General features: G+C 59.1%; 16 protein-coding genes. 12 read left to right on the top strand and 4 right to left on the bottom strand.

The window, feature by feature from the left end; translation table 11 throughout:
• On the bottom strand, positions 1-183 hold a 183-nt coding region (locus tag ACP151_RS18035), incomplete at its 3' end, for a transposase (protein ID WP_424976771.1).
• Between the two features lie 287 nt (positions 184-470).
• Between ACP151_RS18035 and ACP151_RS18030 the strand changes: the two genes are divergently transcribed.
• The 12 genes from ACP151_RS18030 (at position 471) to ACP151_RS17975 (ending at position 12,665) form a co-directional block, all read left to right on the top strand.
• Positions 471-2,234 carry a hypothetical protein gene (locus ACP151_RS18030; RefSeq protein WP_424980286.1) on the top strand — a complete coding sequence of 588 codons (1,764 nt, stop codon included), beginning with the start codon at positions 471-473 and terminating at the stop codon, positions 2,232-2,234.
• Positions 2,231-3,613, top strand: coding sequence for a hypothetical protein (locus ACP151_RS18025; protein WP_424980285.1), 1,383 nt, complete (start codon positions 2,231-2,233; stop codon positions 3,611-3,613). The genes ACP151_RS18030 and ACP151_RS18025 overlap by 4 nt, the downstream gene beginning before the upstream one ends.
• A gap of 179 nt (positions 3,614-3,792) precedes the next feature.
• Positions 3,793-4,170, top strand: a complete 378-nt coding sequence (locus ACP151_RS18020; protein ID WP_424980284.1) for a hypothetical protein — start codon at positions 3,793-3,795, stop codon at positions 4,168-4,170.
• 103 nt (positions 4,171-4,273) lie between these two features.
• The gene (locus tag ACP151_RS18015; protein ID WP_058280689.1) at positions 4,274-4,690 is read left to right on the top strand and encodes a hypothetical protein; all 417 of its coding nucleotides are present in this window, start codon (positions 4,274-4,276) and stop codon (positions 4,688-4,690) included.
• A gap of 654 nt (positions 4,691-5,344) precedes the next feature.
• The gene (locus ACP151_RS18010) at positions 5,345-6,244 is read left to right on the top strand and encodes a LysR family transcriptional regulator (RefSeq protein WP_424980283.1); all 900 of its coding nucleotides are present in this window, start codon (positions 5,345-5,347) and stop codon (positions 6,242-6,244) included.
• Between the two features lie 76 nt (positions 6,245-6,320).
• Positions 6,321-7,148 (top strand): putative hydro-lyase, encoded by an 828-nt coding sequence (locus tag ACP151_RS18005; RefSeq protein WP_424980282.1) that lies wholly within the window; start codon positions 6,321-6,323, stop codon positions 7,146-7,148.
• A gap of 24 nt (positions 7,149-7,172) precedes the next feature.
• On the top strand, positions 7,173-8,207 hold the full coding sequence (locus ACP151_RS18000) for a TRAP transporter substrate-binding protein (RefSeq protein WP_424980281.1): 1,035 nt from the start codon (positions 7,173-7,175) through the stop codon (positions 8,205-8,207).
• A gap of 22 nt (positions 8,208-8,229) precedes the next feature.
• On the top strand, positions 8,230-8,778 hold the full coding sequence (locus ACP151_RS17995) for a TRAP transporter small permease subunit (protein WP_424980280.1): 549 nt from the start codon (positions 8,230-8,232) through the stop codon (positions 8,776-8,778).
• Positions 8,775-10,058, top strand: a complete 1,284-nt coding sequence (locus ACP151_RS17990) for a TRAP transporter large permease (RefSeq protein WP_424980279.1) — start codon at positions 8,775-8,777, stop codon at positions 10,056-10,058. The genes ACP151_RS17995 and ACP151_RS17990 overlap by 4 nt, the downstream gene beginning before the upstream one ends.
• Before the next feature lie 41 nt (positions 10,059-10,099).
• Positions 10,100-10,870, top strand: a complete 771-nt coding sequence (locus ACP151_RS17985) for a 5-oxoprolinase subunit B family protein (protein WP_424980278.1) — start codon at positions 10,100-10,102, stop codon at positions 10,868-10,870.
• Positions 10,867-11,895 carry a biotin-dependent carboxyltransferase family protein gene (locus ACP151_RS17980; protein WP_424980277.1) on the top strand — a complete coding sequence of 343 codons (1,029 nt, stop codon included), beginning with the start codon at positions 10,867-10,869 and terminating at the stop codon, positions 11,893-11,895. The genes ACP151_RS17985 and ACP151_RS17980 overlap by 4 nt, the downstream gene beginning before the upstream one ends.
• Complete coding sequence (locus ACP151_RS17975; RefSeq protein ID WP_424980276.1) at positions 11,892-12,665, top strand: LamB/YcsF family protein; 774 nt, start codon at positions 11,892-11,894, stop codon at positions 12,663-12,665. The genes ACP151_RS17980 and ACP151_RS17975 overlap by 4 nt, the downstream gene beginning before the upstream one ends.
• A 69-nt stretch (positions 12,666-12,734) precedes the next feature.
• On the opposite strand, the gene ACP151_RS17970 is transcribed toward ACP151_RS17975, so the two are convergent.
• The 3 genes from ACP151_RS17970 to ACP151_RS17960 all read right to left on the bottom strand — a co-directional run bounded on the left by ACP151_RS17970 (position 12,735) and on the right by ACP151_RS17960 (position 15,963).
• The gene (locus tag ACP151_RS17970; RefSeq protein ID WP_424980275.1) at positions 12,735-14,138 is read right to left on the bottom strand and encodes a TRAP transporter large permease; all 1,404 of its coding nucleotides are present in this window, start codon (positions 14,136-14,138) and stop codon (positions 12,735-12,737) included.
• Entirely contained in the window at positions 14,138-14,824 is a 687-nt protein-coding gene (locus tag ACP151_RS17965; RefSeq protein WP_424980274.1) for a TRAP transporter small permease subunit, read from the bottom strand. The genes ACP151_RS17970 and ACP151_RS17965 overlap by 1 nt, the downstream gene beginning before the upstream one ends.
• 122 nt (positions 14,825-14,946) lie before the next feature.
• Complete coding sequence (locus ACP151_RS17960) at positions 14,947-15,963, bottom strand: C4-dicarboxylate TRAP transporter substrate-binding protein (protein ID WP_424980273.1); 1,017 nt, start codon at positions 15,961-15,963, stop codon at positions 14,947-14,949.
• Positions 15,964-16,299: the final 336 nt, after the last annotated feature.

Raw genomic sequence — 16,299 nt, 5'->3', positions numbered from 1 at the left:
ACTAAGGCAGAACTGGATGGCCGCATCGGAGAAGGTCTCCGGTCGTCCGCGTTTGCCGCATCGCTCGGCGAACCAGGTCATGTCGCGGTCAAACCAGACCAGCAGAGAGCCGCGCTTTCGAAGTGATGCGTTATAGTTGGACCAGTTCGTTGTTCGATAGCGGGAAGAGGCAGGCTTCGGCATGCCGCCGATCTAACCTACGGGATTCGCAAAGTGAATCCTCTACGGCCTTTGTGCAACAACGCCCCTTTGCGACGCCAGGCGCCAAAAGGTTGAACAATATTCCGTTCGCCAAATGACTCTCCGGCGCGGAATTGGATGATTATCGGTCAATGACACCGATAGCGGGCAAAATGACAAACACCGCCGAATATTCGGCTCCGGAATATCCGCAGGTTTTTGTCATTTTCCGCTTTGGTTTCAGCGATAACGGCCAATTTGTCATTTAGCGGACAAAAAAAGAGGCCCAAATGAGCTTTCATAAACCAATCACCGCAATGACCCTGCAAGACGTTCAAGACCGAGAGGTGGCGGCAGGCAATAATGACTACGCCAACGCTGTAGGTCGCTACCCGCACCTGACTGATGGTGCAGTTCTCAATCAAATCCCCGCAGATCTGACGTTGATAAAACAGCAACTGCCACTCCATGGGTTCGATCCCTCTCTCAGCAAATCAGAGAAGGCCTACAAAGCAACGAGGCGAAAGATCATTGCAGCGGTCAAAAACGCGACAGGCGAAGCTGAAGCAGCCAGAGAACGCCGTGCCCGGGTCGACGAATGGGCGGAACTTCTGACCGCCCTGGAACCTCACGCTGTCACAGAAGGCGAACGGAAACACCGTGCCAAACAGATTCTCATCCCTGTCAGGAAGCTGGCTGACGTAGCGCGGGCAAGCGACATCAAACCAAGCCAGGTGTGTCAGGACTGGTTGGACGCCATTTCCCCAACCCTGGAAACCAACGAATGGAAAACTCTTCAGCGGGCATTCAAGACGCTGAACAAATATCGCCACGACGACAATTTGTGCCGCTATCTTCCCGTTGCTCCCTTTCCCTCCCCTGAACCTCGCCGCCAGGAAAACCTTCATCTCATTCCTCCTCATATCGCTGATGAAATCGATGATTGGGTGCGCAACGCCACGCTGACCGAGTTCGATCCTGTTGAGCAGGAACATGTGAAAACCGCTTCAGTCTCGAGCGTAAATTTCAAGCTGGCAGCGATGCGGAAATTCGTCAGCACACTTTTTCGCAGTGGTCGGCTACAGCCACATACAAAATTGGGCCTGCAGGACCTCATGACGCCTGAGTATGCGGCCGATGTTGTTCGGTTTTGGAGCCAACATGAAGATCAAAAGGGCCATATCTCGGCAAGAACAGCGTATGACTACCTCAAATCCAACTACGTCGTCATGGCCAGAAATGACGTCGATCCTTCCCTCATGAAAAGCCATCTCAGAGCCAACCGGTTCCTGCGAAATGGGAAGAAGGCCAGCAACGACATGTCACCCACTTCACGCAAATTCTGTGAGAACCTATTGGCATCACCACAGCAGACAATGAAATTCCTGTCGATGCATGTTCATTTGCGCAATCAGGTCAATGAACTGCTCGACCGGCTTACTGGCGTTGAATTCAACCCGAAATCGCAGGAGATTACGCGGATCCGACAGATCGGAACGGTCGCTGCCATCTGCGCCCTCGAAACACGCGGGGCTCCCATAAGAATCGAAAGTGCTTTGGAGTTGATATTTCGCGGCCCGGGCAGAACCTTCCATCTCCCGTCACGAAAAACCAAGCATGCCACAATCAATCTCGGGCCCGAGCACACCAAGAACGATGTGGAAATTTGGGCCCCGATACAGCCCAACAATTTGAATGGCCTCGAAGTCATCCTCTGGTATCTCGAAAAAATTCGCCCCCTCTTCCCAAACCACGAAGAAAGCGTTCACCTGTTTCCTGGTTTCAAATACAGGGAAGCACTGGAATACAGAACCTTCCTGGGCTGGTTCAAGCGCCAAACCCGAAGCGCCGGATTGCCGATGACACCGCATAAATTCAGGCATGGCCTCGCCTCGCTTCTGCTGCAACACAACCCAGGCAGATGGGACCTCCTCGAGAGATTGCTCGACGACACCCCCGCAACCGTTCGCAAGAATTATGCCTGGGTGAATGAACGCGCCAAACGCACGGAAGTTCAAAAATTCATTCTGGATCTGTCGAGCCTCAGCCGATGAAAACCCCAGACTACCGCTCGAAAAACGACATTCTTAGGCTTCAACGCTGGGATCTCCTGATTGGAAATCCCAATATGGCCGCGGCCACGGTTCAAGAATTGAGGTTGGTCGATGATCTTCTGGCTTTCCTCGAAACACGCGGAATTTCGTCGATGGAAGCCCTGTCTGCGCAGGAATTCCTGAAGTTTGATTCCAGGAATGGATCGGAGAACCGGCTTCGTCGTCTCAAACATGCGATCGTGGCGATTTTCCCGGGCCACCCCTCGGTTCTGGCCCTGGAGGAAGCCATCCGATCACGCGAAGCAAAACGCAAGAAGAAGTCGAAACCCAAGTCGCGCCGACTGTCCAAATCCGTGGAGTTCGACCAATTGCCTTCGGCCTGGAGAAAAGCATTCGCAGACATGGATGCGGGTTTCGATCAAAACGGAGAATTACCTCCTGCAGAAGGAATGATGGATACCCACAAAATGAAAATGCGTCAGTTCCTTTTTTCGGCCCGCGCAGCTGGATTACCGGATGCTCTGTCCACCGAAACAGTGCGCGCATATGCACGCGATCTTCGAAACCGAGGAGTGGCCCCGGGAACCCTCCGGTCTTCGTTCGCAGCGGTGCAAAAGTTCGCTCGATACGTGGCGGCTGGTACAGAAACACTCGATCTGCTGGCCGATCTCGTTCGAATTTACGAAGCTCAAGCCCGCAAGGTGAAAAGCAAGAAATTCAACCATCTGCAGAAAACCGGCTACTCGCCGGTGGCGCTGATCGAGCAAGCTCGTGACATTCTGCAGGGTTCTGAAGAACACGTCTGCCCAAGAAGCCGCCATGCGCAGCGCAACCGCGCGGCAGCATTGGCGTTGTTTTCCGTCATGCCGGTCCGCCTTGCTGACACGCGATTTGTCTTTGGCGAAAACCTGTTCTGGACCGGCACCCAATACACCATTGAAACCGAACTCTCCAAGAGCGGCTATGCGTGGACAACAGACATTGATCCACGGCTCAATGTCCTGATCGACGCTCTCATCCTGCGTGGTGCCAATCCTGCTTGGCTCGATCACATGCGCCAGACCTGCCTCGCAGAGAAACGTTCCCTGTTTATCAACATCGACGGAACTCCTGTCGCCTATGGATATGTTTCGGATTGCTGGCGGAGAGAAGTGGGAACCGGAGAGCACATCGCTCGTACGGTTCTGCACACTTTCATGGGAATAGAAATGGGACAAGCAGGAACAGACCTGGCGATGGCATCCTGCGGACAACGTAACCATGCGACAGCTGAGGCATACCAAGGTGAAGCTCTGGCGATGGCCCAACGCATGAAAGGACAGGCCGAGCTCCGCGAGATAGCCAACCAGGGAGAGCTCGAGATGTTTGAATTCAAATAGGATGAACTGGCGGCGGCAGGTGTTTCGTCGGGATTTCGACATGAACCCCGAAGAAACAACCAGCCCAGCCTATCAACCGAGAGAAAAGCAGCCTCTCACACGACAACCGCGCATTCGAAAGGAAATTCAGTCGCCTTGAAGCCACGGCATCATGCTTTGGCGCTGCATAGGAGAACACAATGTTCGACTTTCACCAGGACGCACTGAAAGGCCTTCGGGATTTCATGTCGTCTCATAACCAAGCCCTGCAAAATGCTTCCCTCCTTTTAGGTGGCCAGCCCGCCCTTCGTCGGACGCAGGCCCTACTCGGCGACCTCATGAGCGCACGCAGTCTGACACGAAGACTGAGATACAGGATTGCTGCACTCCATGGTCTTCTGTCTCTGAGCAATGTGCATGACATCGAGACTCTCGAAGCGGCATACTTCGCCGAAATCGACCCGGCATCGCCCATCATGGAGGAGCTCTGTCTACTCACCGAAGGATTGAAAGAAGCAATCTGTCAGCACCAGGACCCGGATCTGATCGCATTGATCGAAACAGATCTTGTCGCATGACGGCGCAGCGTCACCCCCTGTCAATCTGGGGTTGGCGGCTTGAGAGCCAGCGCAATGCCGGCTCACCACTGACAGATGACCGCTCAAACCGAAGGAGACCACATTGGACATCGAAATCGAACGCGACGTACACAAGTTGACACTCGACGCAATCGTTCTGGGGCGATTGTTGGCCGAAGAATGGCTCGCAGGCAGCCTGACCCCCAAAGGATCCATTAGATCAACCATCCTCGATAGCCTTCAATCCCTCCGAGAGCGCCAGGGGCTTCAGCAGATCGACCAGGATCTAATCGACGTCATGGGTGAACAGATCCGCAGAACCCTGAATGAAATTCGTGAGGGCAAAGGTGATACTGCAATAACGCAGGACGTGGATCTGGTCTGGGAACAAGATCAGAAAGTCGTCGAGTATGTGAATCTCGCATATCGCTGGAAGCAGTTCAAAAAAGCCAAGGTAGCGCTCGACGATAAGCTGGCAGCAATCCGGGATACGGACACCCTTCTTGCGACCGTCGTTTGAAACCTCAATGGGATGGCCGGGCGCTTCGTGAGGTCCCGGCACATTCATTTGAAGACCAAACAGAAATATTGCATCCTCAGGAAGGTGGAGCACAGCTTCACTGTCAGAAAGGGACGATTGCTACATATGTGCTACGCGCCGAAATCACCCCTAAAAAACAATTACAAAACAATATCTTACCGTCAGTCGCACAAATCCATCATCGGGGCCACGCTTAAACGCGCTGCTTTTTGTGCGTTATTTTTCAAAGCGTTAACTCCATTTATCTTCAAACTTCGCGTCGCGCGATTTCTCCTGAGTTCACCGTGTTCTCAGCGGATTTCGGAGGGTCTCGATTCGAGCGTGCCACGGTGTAGCATATCCAAAGCCTACAAACAGCGGCCGAACTGCGGCTGATGCATGACTGGCAGGGCGGCGAAATCTACAGCTGCTTTTTCCTCATGCATCCATTGACTGCGTGCGGCCAAGGCGGGATCAGCCGCGTGACCTGCCGTCATCGGGCAAAGCAGGGGCGGCGTCCCAAGTCCCATTCTGCCAAAACGCCCCCTGAAAGGCTGAAAGCGCGGATGCCAAGATCCGGCTGGTGGCATTGCCAAGGACCGCGGCCAGAATCAAACGAGTTTTCATTTCGCACGAGACTGCGAGAATGCCGCTATGAGCAGAATCAATCTGGACCAGCTAAAAACCTTTCTGACCGTTGTGCGGCTGGGCGGCGTGCGCAAGGCATCCGCCGGAATGAACCTGACCCAGCCGGCCGTAACCGCGCGGATCAAGAACCTTGAGGACAGCCTGTCCTGCGCGCTGTTCGACCGGACGTCGGGCAGCATGACGCTGACCCGCCGGGGCGAGTTGCTGCTGGCCTATGCCGAACAGTTCGAACATCTGTCGGAACGGGTCGAAAAAATTGTGGCCGACCCTGCCGGGCTTGAAGGCCATCTGCGGCTGGGGGTCTCGGAAACCATCGCGCAATGCTGGTTGCCCGAACTGGTTTCGCGGCTGCACGGGCTTTACCCAAAGCTGGAAATCGAGTTCAACGTCGATATCTCGGTGCACCTTCGGGCCGGGCTGCTGAACCGCGAAATCGATCTGGCGATTTTGCTGGGGCCGATCTCGGATTACGCCGTCGACAATATCGAACTGCCCGGGTTTGAACTGGCATGGTACGCTGCCGCGGATGCGCCCGCGGACATTGCCCAGGGCGGCTATCTGACCCGGCCGGTAATGACCTATGCCCGCAACACCCGACCCTACCGCGAGTTAAAGGAAATGCTGCTGGAACGCGCGGGGCCCGGTGTGTCGCTGTTTCCGTCCTCCTCCCTCTCGGCATGTTTCCGGCTGGTCGAGGCCAACCTGGGGGTTGCGGTTCTGCCCAAGTCTTTGGGGCAGGCTTTTGCCGCCGAAGGCCGGATCCGCGAGTTCGATCCGGGCTGGATACCAAACCCGCTGCAATTCTCCGCTTCCTACATGGGGGAACCCAAAAGCCATCTGATTGAAACCGCCGCAAAAACCGCCTTTGAAGTGGCTGTCGATCACATGAATGATAAAAATAGTTGATCGCTTGCTAAAAAATCATTCGATTTGATTTTATAGCTACCTGCCGTGACACTCCTCTGAAGCAGAGGAGGTGTCTGTGCCCGTTACATATCAAACCTTAAAACACAGCGATCCGCAGGCCCTGCGCGCTGCGTTCCGAAGCGGCCGGTATCATTCGCATACCGCCGGGCTGGGACAGGGGCTGCTGCAGGCCAATCTGGCCATTCTGCCGGAGGCGCATGCGCTGGATTTCATGCGGTTTTGCCACCGAAACCCTAAGCCCTGCCCGCTGACAGCTGTGTCCGACACTGGCAATCCCAGGATGTTCACGCTGGGCCGTGACATAGATATCCGCACCGATGTGCCGGCCTATAACATCTACCGCAATGGGCAGCTGGACGCGACGGCGGGAGATATTTCCGATCTGTGGCGCGACGATCTGGTGGCTTTTGCGCTGGGGTGCTCCTTCACTTTCGAACACGCAATTCAACGGGCGGGCATTCCTTTGTGGCATATCGACAAGAACCAGACCGTGCCGATGTTCCGCTCCAGCATCGAAACCGTGCCCGCCGGCCCCTTTGGCGGCGCCATGGTGGTGAGCATGCGGTCGATCCCCAAAGACCGGCTGGAAGAGGTCACTGAAATCTCCCGCCGCTTCCCGCTGGCGCATGGCGCGCCGATCCATTGCGGTGATCCGGCGGAAATCGGGATCATGGACATTGCGCAGCCCGACTGGGGTGATCCTGCTCCGGTTGGCCCCGGCGAAGTGCCGGTGTTCTGGGCCTGCGGTGTGACGCCTCAGGTGGCGATCGAGGCTGCCCGTCTGCCGCTCTGCATCACCCACAAGCCCGGCCACATGCTGATTACCGATGTTCCCGAAAACGCCGAAAGCCCGATTTTGTCTTTCAACAATGAAAAACGCTAAAGCAACCCAACAAGGAGACACACAATGAAAAGAACCCTGACCCTGATCGCAGCGACATCCGCGCTGGCAGTCCCCGCAATGGCCGAGGACCTGTCGGTTGTCGGAAGCTGGTCCGGCCTGCCGCTTCACAAACAATACGAGGCCCCCTTTTGGGGCGAGACCCTGCCGGAAGCCTCGGGCGGCAAGATCAATGTGGCACTGACCACCCACAACCAGATGAACCTCGGCGTCGGGGATGTCTATCGCCTGCTTGGCGAAGGGGTCTATGACGTGGCGATGACGGTGGCGGATTACGCCGTGGCCGACGCGCCGGAACTGGAAGGTCTGGATGTACCGCTGGTTGCACTGTCGGCAGACGAGGCCCGCGTCATGGTGGATGCCGCCCGCCCGATGGTGGCTGACATCTATCGTGACAGGTTCAACAGCCACGTTCTGGCCATCGCGCCCTATCCGCCGCAGGTGGTGTTCTGCAACGCAGAAGTGGCGGCGCTGGACGACCTCAAAGGGCTGAAAGTGCGCGCCTCAGGCCGAATGACCGCCAAATTCCTCGAAGCGCTGGGGGCCGAAGGCATTAACGTCAGCTTCTCAGAGGTGCCGGGCGCGCTGCAAAAAGGCGTGGTTGATTGCGCCGTAACCGGTGCTGGCTCCGGATACAGCGCCGGCTGGTGGGAGGTTTCGACCCATCTGATGGCAATCCCGCTGGGTGGCTGGGACAGTGTCGTGACTGCGATCAATATGGACAAATGGAACAGCCTGGACACTGAAACACAGGCGCTGATCAGCGCTCGGGTCGCCGCCGACTTTGAGACCCCGGCCTGGGCAAGTGCACAGGATGCGCTGGTCAATGACATTGCCTGCCTCACCGGCAACGGAGACTGCCCGGCGGGGGACGCGCGTTCCATGACGCTGGTTGATGTGTCCGATGCCGATTTTGCAAAGGCACGCGACGTGCTGGTCGGCCAGGTGCTGCCCGAATGGGCTGAGCGCGCCGGACCGGAATGGGCCGAACGCTGGAACGCCTCTGTCGGCAAGGCCGTCGGCGTGACCATTGCCCACTAAGACTGAAAGAACGGGGATTCCAATGGCACAGCCTATTCTGGCATTACTGCGACGGCTCAACCGCTGGGTCGCAATTTCGACCGGCCTCATGCTTCTGGCCTGCGCAGGCTTTGTCCTTCTTGACATTGGCTTACGGCAATTGGGATCCTCCTTTGGTGGCACAGACGAAGTCAGCGGCTATGTCATGGCGATCGCGACGTCCTGGGGGATGAGCTACGCCCTGCTGGAGCTGGGGCATGTGCGCATCGACCTGCTGCGCAGCCGGGTGGCGGCCAGGGGACGGGCAATGTTCGACCTCTTTTCCCTTCTGGTTCTGTCGGGCACCGTCACGCTGATCGCATTGAAATCATGGCCGGTTCTGGCGCGGTCACTGGCCAATGGGTCGCGCGCCAATACCCCCCTGGAAACACCGCTGGCGCTGGTGCAGCTGCCGTGGTTTGCAGGTTGGCTCTGGTTTGCCCTCTGCGCCTGGGTCACCTTTGCTGCCGCGCTCAATCTGGTCTTGAAAGGTGAGTTCATGCAATCCGAAGCAGCCATCGGCACCTTCGGCGAGAAGGACGCGGCCCTGTGATTGTCTATATCTCCATCGGCCTTCTGGGTCTGCTCAGCCTGTCAATTCCTGTTGGGATCGTCCTGTTTCTACTGGGCTTTGGCGTCGACAGTTTCTTCAGCTCCTTCCCGCTGATCCGAGGGCTTGGCAACCTCACGTGGTCGACTTCGAACAATGCCACGCTGATCGCCATCCCGTTCTTCGTGCTGCTGGGAGAGATCCTGGTACGCTCTGGCATCGCCACGCGAACCTATGCCGCGCTGGATCGCTGGGTCAGCTGGCTGCCGGGTGGGCTGGTGCATGCCAATGTGGCCACCGCCACCCTGTTCTCTGCCACATCAGGTTCTTCCGTGGCAACTGCGGCGACCGTGGCCACCGTGGCCATGCCGCAGGCCGAAAAACTGGGATATGATCCGAAACTGTTTTCCGGCGCCATTGCGGCCGGCGGCACGCTGGGCATCATGATCCCGCCCTCCATCAATCTGATCGTCTATGGTTTCCTGACCCAGACTTCGATCCCCCGGCTGTTCCTTGCCGGGCTGGTGCCGGGGATCGGCCTGGCGCTGGGGTTCATCGTGATCACCATGATCATCTGCATGATCCGCCCCTCTCTGGGCGGCGCGCGCCGGGTCTTCCCTTTCCCCGAAATGCTGCGCGCATTGGTGCAGCTGGTGCCAATTATCCTGTTGTTCACGGTGATCATCGGCACGATCTACAAAGGCTGGGCGACGCCAACCGAAGCCGCGGCAGTGGGGGTGGCTGGCGCCGTCGTAATCGCAGCCTTTTTTGGCGGGGTCAGCCTGCAGATGTTCCATGATGCCATTCTAGGTACGGTTAAGATCACGTCGATGATCATGCTGGTCGTGATCGGAGCTTCTTTTCTGAACTTCACCCTGGCCTCTGCCGGGCTGGGGCGCGAGCTGCAGGATTTCCTGAGCGGACTGGGGCTCACACCGATGATGACCATTCTGGTTGTGGTCTGCATCTACATCATTCTTGGCTTCTTCATCGAAACGCTTTCGCTGATGGTGGTCACTATCCCAATCATCGTCCCGCTGGTGGTGGAGCAGGGATTTGACCCGATCTGGTTCGGCATCCTGATGATCGTGCTGATCGAAATGGCGCTGATCACGCCGCCGGTGGGGCTGAACCTTTATGTGGTGCAAGGCGCCCGCAAAAGCGGTCGGATGAGCGAGGTGATGCTGGGCGCAGTGCCCTATGTGGTCGCAATGCTGGCCATGGTCGCCGCATTGATCGCCTTCCCTCAGATTGCATTGTTCCTTCCGGACGCGCTGCAATAGCGCCTGCGGAACCTGCCGGCACGATACTTCGGGATCACATCATGACATCACCTTGCGCAACATCCAGCGGCAAGTGTCCGGACAGGACCGTCTTTCCGCACATTCGAACCATCGGCACAGATGGGCTGCTTGTCAGCTTTGCCGATGCCCTGAGCGAACCGGCCAACCGGGCTGCGCTGGCCTTTCGCGCGGCCATTGAGGCAGCGGATCTGCCAGGCCTCCTTGAGACGTCCGCCTCGCTGGTTTCAGCCTATCTGCGGTTTGACATCAGCGTCAGCGATCATGGGGCCGTGCGCTCTGCGCTTGAAACGCTCCTGCGCACGCAGAACTGGCTGGCTGCACCGCTGCCCGGCGGGCGCAGACGCTGGAGCATCCCGACGGTCTATGGCACAGAGCTGGCGCCGCAACTGGAAGAAGCCGCCGCCGTCGCCGGGCTGACGCCCGAAGAGGCCATCGCGTCGATCTCAAACGCCCAGGTTCGCGTGCAGACCATCGGTTTTGCCCCAGGCATGCCCTACCTGGGAGAGCTGCCGCCGGAATGGGCTATCCCACGTCAGACCCAATTGACCGGGCGGGTCCCGGTCGGCGGGCTTTGTGTGGCGATCCGCCAGTTGGTGCTGTTCCCGGTAGATACGCCCACTGGCTGGCGCCACATCGGCCAGACCGCGTTCTCTCTTTTTCGGCCAGACGATGCCGCCCCCTTTGCCTTGCGCCCCGGAGACGAGGCCCGGTTCGTCCCGGTGACGGCAGAAGCGTTGGCCAACATGCGCAGCGTCCCGGATGGCGGCGCAACATTTGAGGTTCTGCGATGACCCCGGCACTGATCGTTCACCGTGCCGGGCCCGGCGTCACCGTCCAGGATCTCGGCAGACCAGGCTACCTGGCCTATGGGCTCTCGCGTGGCGGTGCGGCGGATCGGCTGGCGCTGGCCGAAGGGGCTGCGCTGCTTTGTCAGGACTGCAGCTTTGCGGCGCTGGAAATGGCCGGCATGGGGGGCGAGTTTGAAGCCACCGCAGACATGCGCATCGCGCTGACCGGCGCCCCCATGACGGCCAGCATCGACGGTGTCAGGATTGCCTGGAACGCCAGCCATCTGCTGTCAGCGGGCCAGCGCCTGTCGATTGGTGCAGCGGAACGCGGCATCTATGGCTATCTGCATCTGGACGGCGGTGTCGCGGTTGCCGAACGCCTGGGCGCGCGCAGCGCCCATCTTGCAGCAGGGTTAGGCGCTGCCGTTCACGTCGGCATGCGCCTTCCAGCCGGCGCTGACACGCAGCCTTCCGCGGCAGGCATGACGCTGGATGCCGACCCACGTTTCGAAGGCGGCACGGTGCGGGTGGTGCCAAGCCTGCAGACAGATTTCTTCGAACCATCCGAGATTGCCCGCTTTGAAGCTGACGTATTCTGCCGCGACAGTCGTGGAAACCGTATGGGCGTGCGGCTTTTGCCAGGCGGTGACGGTTACCGGAATGAGGCCGGCCTGAGCGTGATTTCAGAGGTCATTGTCCCCGGCGACATTCAGATCACTGGCGATGGGACGCCCTTTGTGCTTCTCAGCGAGTGCCAGACGATCGGCGGATACCCCCGCATCGGCTCTGTCCTGCCCGCCGACCTCCCGCGTGTCGCACAGGCCCCTGCCGGTGCGCAGTTGCAATTCCGCTTCGTGACGCTGGAAGAAGCCGTGAACGTCGAACGGCAGGAACAGACCCGCCGCCAGAGCCTGCGGCAATCCTTGCGGCCATTGATCCGCGACCCTCATCGCATGGGGGATCTGCTGTCCTATCAGCTGATCAGCGGTGCCACTGCCGGCGATGACTTGGAAAGGCCCGCGCCATGACAAAAACCGTCGATCTGAACGCCGACATGGGCGAAGGTTTCGGCCCCTGGTCCATGGGCGATGACGCCGCTCTATTGAACGTGGTGACCTCCGCCAATATCGCCTGCGGCTTTCATGCTGGCGACTGGGACGTGATGGCCCGCACGATGCGCGCCGCTGTGGAACAGGGGGTTGGTCTTGGTGCTCATCCCGGGTTTGCCGACCTGCAGGGGTTCGGCAGGCGGCGGATGCAGCTGCCCCATGACAGTCTTGCAAATATGATCCGCTATCAGCTGGGCGCAGCCCAAGCCATGGCCCGCGCCGCAGGCGGAGAGATCCGTCACTTGAAACTGCACGGCGCGCTGGCGAATATGGCAGCGGAGAATTCGGCCCTGGCACTGGCCTGCTATGCGGCTGCCCTGTCGGTCGCGCCACAGATCATCATTGTGGTTCTGGCAGGGACCGCTCAGCAGACCGCGGCACAGCAGCTTGGCTGCAAGACCGCCTGCGAGATCTTTGCCGATCGGGCTTACAATGACGACGCCACACTGGTGGACCGCAGCCTTCCCGGCGCGGTCATTCATGACCCGGAAACAGCTGCAAAACGGGTGGTGGAAATGATCCAGGCAGGTGCGATTATCGCAAAAAGCGGTACGCACATCCCCAGTCGGATCGACACCATCTGCCTGCACGGGGACACCCCCTGCGCCCTGGACATTGCCCGGCACTGTAAAACGGCACTCGAAACCGCCGGCATTGTTATCAGTCAGTTTGACGATGCCCTGACTTGAATGGCGCGAACAGGGGCAAGCGGCTGTGCAAGTCAGTATCTGCTTTGCTGGCCCCTTACGCCCGCGCCGCTACCCGGCCAAAGACGGCAGGTAGAGCACAATTCCCGGGAAAGCGACCAAGAGTGCGATGGTCACGGCGTCCGCAATGAAGAACGGGGTCACGCCGCGGAACACGTCCTGCACGCTCAGGTCATCGCGCACGCCGGCGACCACAAAGCAGTTCAATCCGATGGGCGGGGTGATCAGGCAGAACTCAGCCATTTTCACCACCAGAATGCCGAACCAGATCGCGCACATCGGGCCGGACATGCCAAAGGTGCTGTCCGCAGCCGAAACCGCCTCGCCACCATTCAGCGCCATCACCGCCGGGTAAACCACCGGCAAGGTCAGCAGCAGCATGCCAATTGCGTCCATGAACATGCCCAGCACCGCATAGGCCAAGAGGATGCAGATCAGGATCAGCATGGGTGGCATCTCCAGCGCGGTGATCCAGTCGGAGAACGCACCGGGAAGGTCAGCAAAGCCTAGGAACCGCACATAGATCAGAACCCCCCAGATGATGGTGAAAATCATCACAGTGAGCTTGGCCGTCTCCAAAAGCGCAGACTTCAGTTCCGCCCATTTCATCCCTTCCTTCAGCGCATAAAGGAAGACGATGAAGGCACCTATGGCGCCGCCTTCGGTCGGGGTGCCCCAGGCATCGCCGCCAAAGGGGTTGTAGACAAAGCAGATGATGATCACGACCACCAGCACGATGGGCAGCGCGCCCGGCAGCGCCGCAAACCGCTGGCCCCAGGTGAAGCCCCTGACCGGCGGGCCGACGGATTTGAAGATCACTGCAATACCGACAATCAGCAGCCCATAGATCACTGCCGAAAACGCTCCGGGAATGAACCCTGCCAGCAGCAGCTTGCCCACGTCCTGTTCAACAATAATGGCATAGATCACCAGAATAGCCGAAGGCGGGATCAGCGAGGCCAATGTGCCGCCCGCCGCCACCACGCCTGCGGCAAAGCGCTTGTCATAGCCGATCTTCAGCATCTCCGGGATGGCGATGCGGGCAAAGACAGCTGAAGTGGCCACCGAGGCGCCAGAGACGGCAGCAAAACCTGCAGTGGCAAAGACCGTAGAGACCGCCAGCCCGCCCGGCACCCAGGCCAGCCAGCGTTTGGCGGCCTCGAACAAGGCCTTGGTCAATCCAGCGTAATAGGCCAGATAACCAATCAGAATAAAGGTCGGAATAAGGCTCAGCGCCTGACTGGAGACCTTGGAATGGGGCACCTGCCCTGCGATCTTGATCGACACAGTCAGTGCCTTGCCGAAACGCGCCGGATCATAGCCGAACTTGGCCCAGAAAATCCAAATGAGGCCGATCAGCCCAGCCAGACCGGCCGCAAAGGCCACCCGCATGCCCAGCACCACCATCAACAGAAGGCCGCCCGTCACCCACAGGCCGATTTCAATGGGTTCCATCAGTGCGGATCCTCGTCGTGCATTTTCTGTCCCGCTGCAACGTCTGCCAGCCCGTCGATGTCATGGCCTGCCAACTGCTCCGCTTCAGCGGCCGCCTGCTCTGCCGCGCTCTGGATCAGCGGCACCGCGACCGGAGCCTCCAGCCCCAGAACCAAGGCACGGCCGTACCCCCAGATCTGCAGCATCAGGCGCAATCCCAGAACCATAAAGGCCACCGGCGCCAACAGCTTGGCCGGCCAGATTGGAATGCCGATATCGATGGAGCTGTCGCGGCTCCACCAGGGCGCGGCAAAATCAAAGGAGCGCAGGAAATGCGCCCAGCTGCCCCAGACCAAGGCGGCGATCAGCAGGAAGATCAGCAGGACCGAGATCAGCTCAAACAGCCACAGCGCCCGGCCTCGCAGGGCGCCGATGAAGATATCCATGCGGATGTGGCCGCCATCCCGCTGCACAAAGGCAATGCCCATGAAGGCAATCAGCGGCATGATCTGTTCGATCCAGTCCACATAACCGGGCAGCGGTGCATTGGCGGCGTTGCGCCCGCCGACTGAAACCACTGCCAGGATCATCAGCGAGAACACCGCCAGTCCGCTCAGCAGTGCCAGCAAGCGCTCTGCATTCAATAGCATCCGGTCCAGCCTGCTGATCAGGCTGCCGTCCTCCAGGACTGCTGCTCCTGCCGCCATTCCATCGTTCTCCAACCAGTGAGATAGACACCCATCGCCCGGCTGAAGGCCGGGCAGCGCCCGACCCTCCCAAAGGGGGGCGCTTGGGCGCCCACGCAGGGTCGGGCGCTGCCCTATTGCGGTTAACTGCCTGAGCGGTGATCGCTCAGTGTTTTCTGAACCAGATCATACAGCTCCTGTGCGGGCAGGCCCTGCGCTGACATGTCCTCGATCCACTGGGCGCGGATCGGGTCGGCGGCCACTTTGCGGAACTCAGCCAGTTCGGCATCGGAGATGGTGACCTTTTCAACGCCTTTCTCGGCCAGAACGCTGTCCCATTTCGCCAGCAGCTCGCCGTAGTTGGCCAGATAGTGATCAATCGCCTCCGCAATCGAGCTGTCCAGCGCGGCGCGCTCCGCGTCGCTCAGCGCGTCATAGGCATCGGTATTGACCACCACCGGGCAGTTCACGGTGCCGGGGTTCAGGTTTGCGGTCCACCAGTCGGCGCGGTTGATGGTGCCAAAGGCCAGATGCGCGTGCTGGGCAAAGGCGACGGTGTCGACAACACCGGATTCCATTGCGTTGTAGGCCTCTGTCGCGGTCACCGATGTCGGCACCGCGCCCACGGCCGAGAACGCCTTGCCGATGCCGCCGGTGGCGCGCACGCGCATATCCTTGAACTCACCCAGTTCATCGCGCGGCTCGCCGGTGCCGACGATATTGTACTGCGGCATCGGCGAGGTCATCAGCAGCTTGGCATTCCAGCGCGCCAGATCCGCCTGCACCGCCGGATGCGCATAGACCGCATTGGCCACCGCCACTTCTTCCTCCAGCGTGTTCACGCCCAGAAACGGCAGTTCCAAAACGGTGATTGAGGGGTTCTTGTCGCGGTGATACCCGGCGCAGAACTGCGCCATTTCAAAGGCGCCGATGGAAATCCCGTCGAGGTTCTCCTTGTTCTTCGACAGCCCGCCATAGCTGATGTTCAGCGTGAACTCTCCGCCGGTCTTTTCACTGACCAACTCAGCCAGTTTCTCCACATGTTCAGTAAAGGCGCGGCGCTTGCCCCAGAGGGACACGTTCCATTCGGTGGCGGCGGCCTCGCCTGCCATTGCAATGCCAGCGGTCGCCGCAACAGCGGCAGTCAGAAATCTGTTCATGATGTAACTCTCCCGAAATGCGCCCTTTTTGGCCCGGCGACGGGCCGACGGTGCGCTTGCGGTCAGGCTAGCCGCACATCGCCGTTCTGCCAAGCCCAAGCCGGAAAGTTGACGCAGCGACTCGGAGAGAGGCCGGAGCGCGGAATTTGAAGACGGCAGTACAAAATGCCGCAGGCTGAACACCACCCGCCCCTGCGGCAGGACGCCGCCCCGACGCCAATCCCGGCTGATGCGAGCGCAAACACACCTCGAAAGAATTTACAGAAAAACCTATGAAAACCCTATAGGGCATACACTTGCGACAACATATCTTTACAAAATATGTCAATTGCAAGA

It is taken from the genome of Leisingera sp. S232 (genome assembly GCF_049800895.1).
Taxonomy (GTDB): domain Bacteria; phylum Pseudomonadota; class Alphaproteobacteria; order Rhodobacterales; family Rhodobacteraceae; genus Leisingera.
The sequence above is the reverse complement of the archived record's forward strand: the minus strand, read 5'-3'. Positions and strand labels throughout refer to the sequence as shown.

Bases quoted from the DNA above. Each gene is read 5' to 3' on its own strand.
- ACP151_RS18020 (WP_424980284.1), top strand. From the start codon at position 3,793: ATGTTCGACTTTCACCAGGACGCACTGAAAGGCCTTCGGGATTTCATG.
- ACP151_RS18000 (WP_424980281.1), top strand. From the start codon at position 7,173: ATGAAAAGAACCCTGACCCTGATCGCAGCGACATCCGCGCTGGCAGTC.
- ACP151_RS17980 (WP_424980277.1), top strand. From the start codon at position 10,867: ATGACCCCGGCACTGATCGTTCACCGTGCCGGGCCCGGCGTCACCGTC.
- ACP151_RS17995 (WP_424980280.1), top strand. From the start codon at position 8,230: ATGGCACAGCCTATTCTGGCATTACTGCGACGGCTCAACCGCTGGGTC.
- ACP151_RS18025 (WP_424980285.1), top strand. From the start codon at position 2,231: ATGAAAACCCCAGACTACCGCTCGAAAAACGACATTCTTAGGCTTCAA.
- ACP151_RS18010 (WP_424980283.1), top strand. From the start codon at position 5,345: ATGAGCAGAATCAATCTGGACCAGCTAAAAACCTTTCTGACCGTTGTG.
- ACP151_RS17960 (WP_424980273.1), bottom strand. From the start codon at position 15,963: ATGAACAGATTTCTGACTGCCGCTGTTGCGGCGACCGCTGGCATTGCA.
- ACP151_RS18030 (WP_424980286.1), top strand. From the start codon at position 471: ATGAGCTTTCATAAACCAATCACCGCAATGACCCTGCAAGACGTTCAA.
- ACP151_RS17970 (WP_424980275.1), bottom strand. From the start codon at position 14,138: ATGGAACCCATTGAAATCGGCCTGTGGGTGACGGGCGGCCTTCTGTTG.
- ACP151_RS17975 (WP_424980276.1), top strand. From the start codon at position 11,892: ATGACAAAAACCGTCGATCTGAACGCCGACATGGGCGAAGGTTTCGGC.
- ACP151_RS17965 (WP_424980274.1), bottom strand. From the start codon at position 14,824: ATGGCGGCAGGAGCAGCAGTCCTGGAGGACGGCAGCCTGATCAGCAGG.
- ACP151_RS17985 (WP_424980278.1), top strand. From the start codon at position 10,100: ATGACATCACCTTGCGCAACATCCAGCGGCAAGTGTCCGGACAGGACC.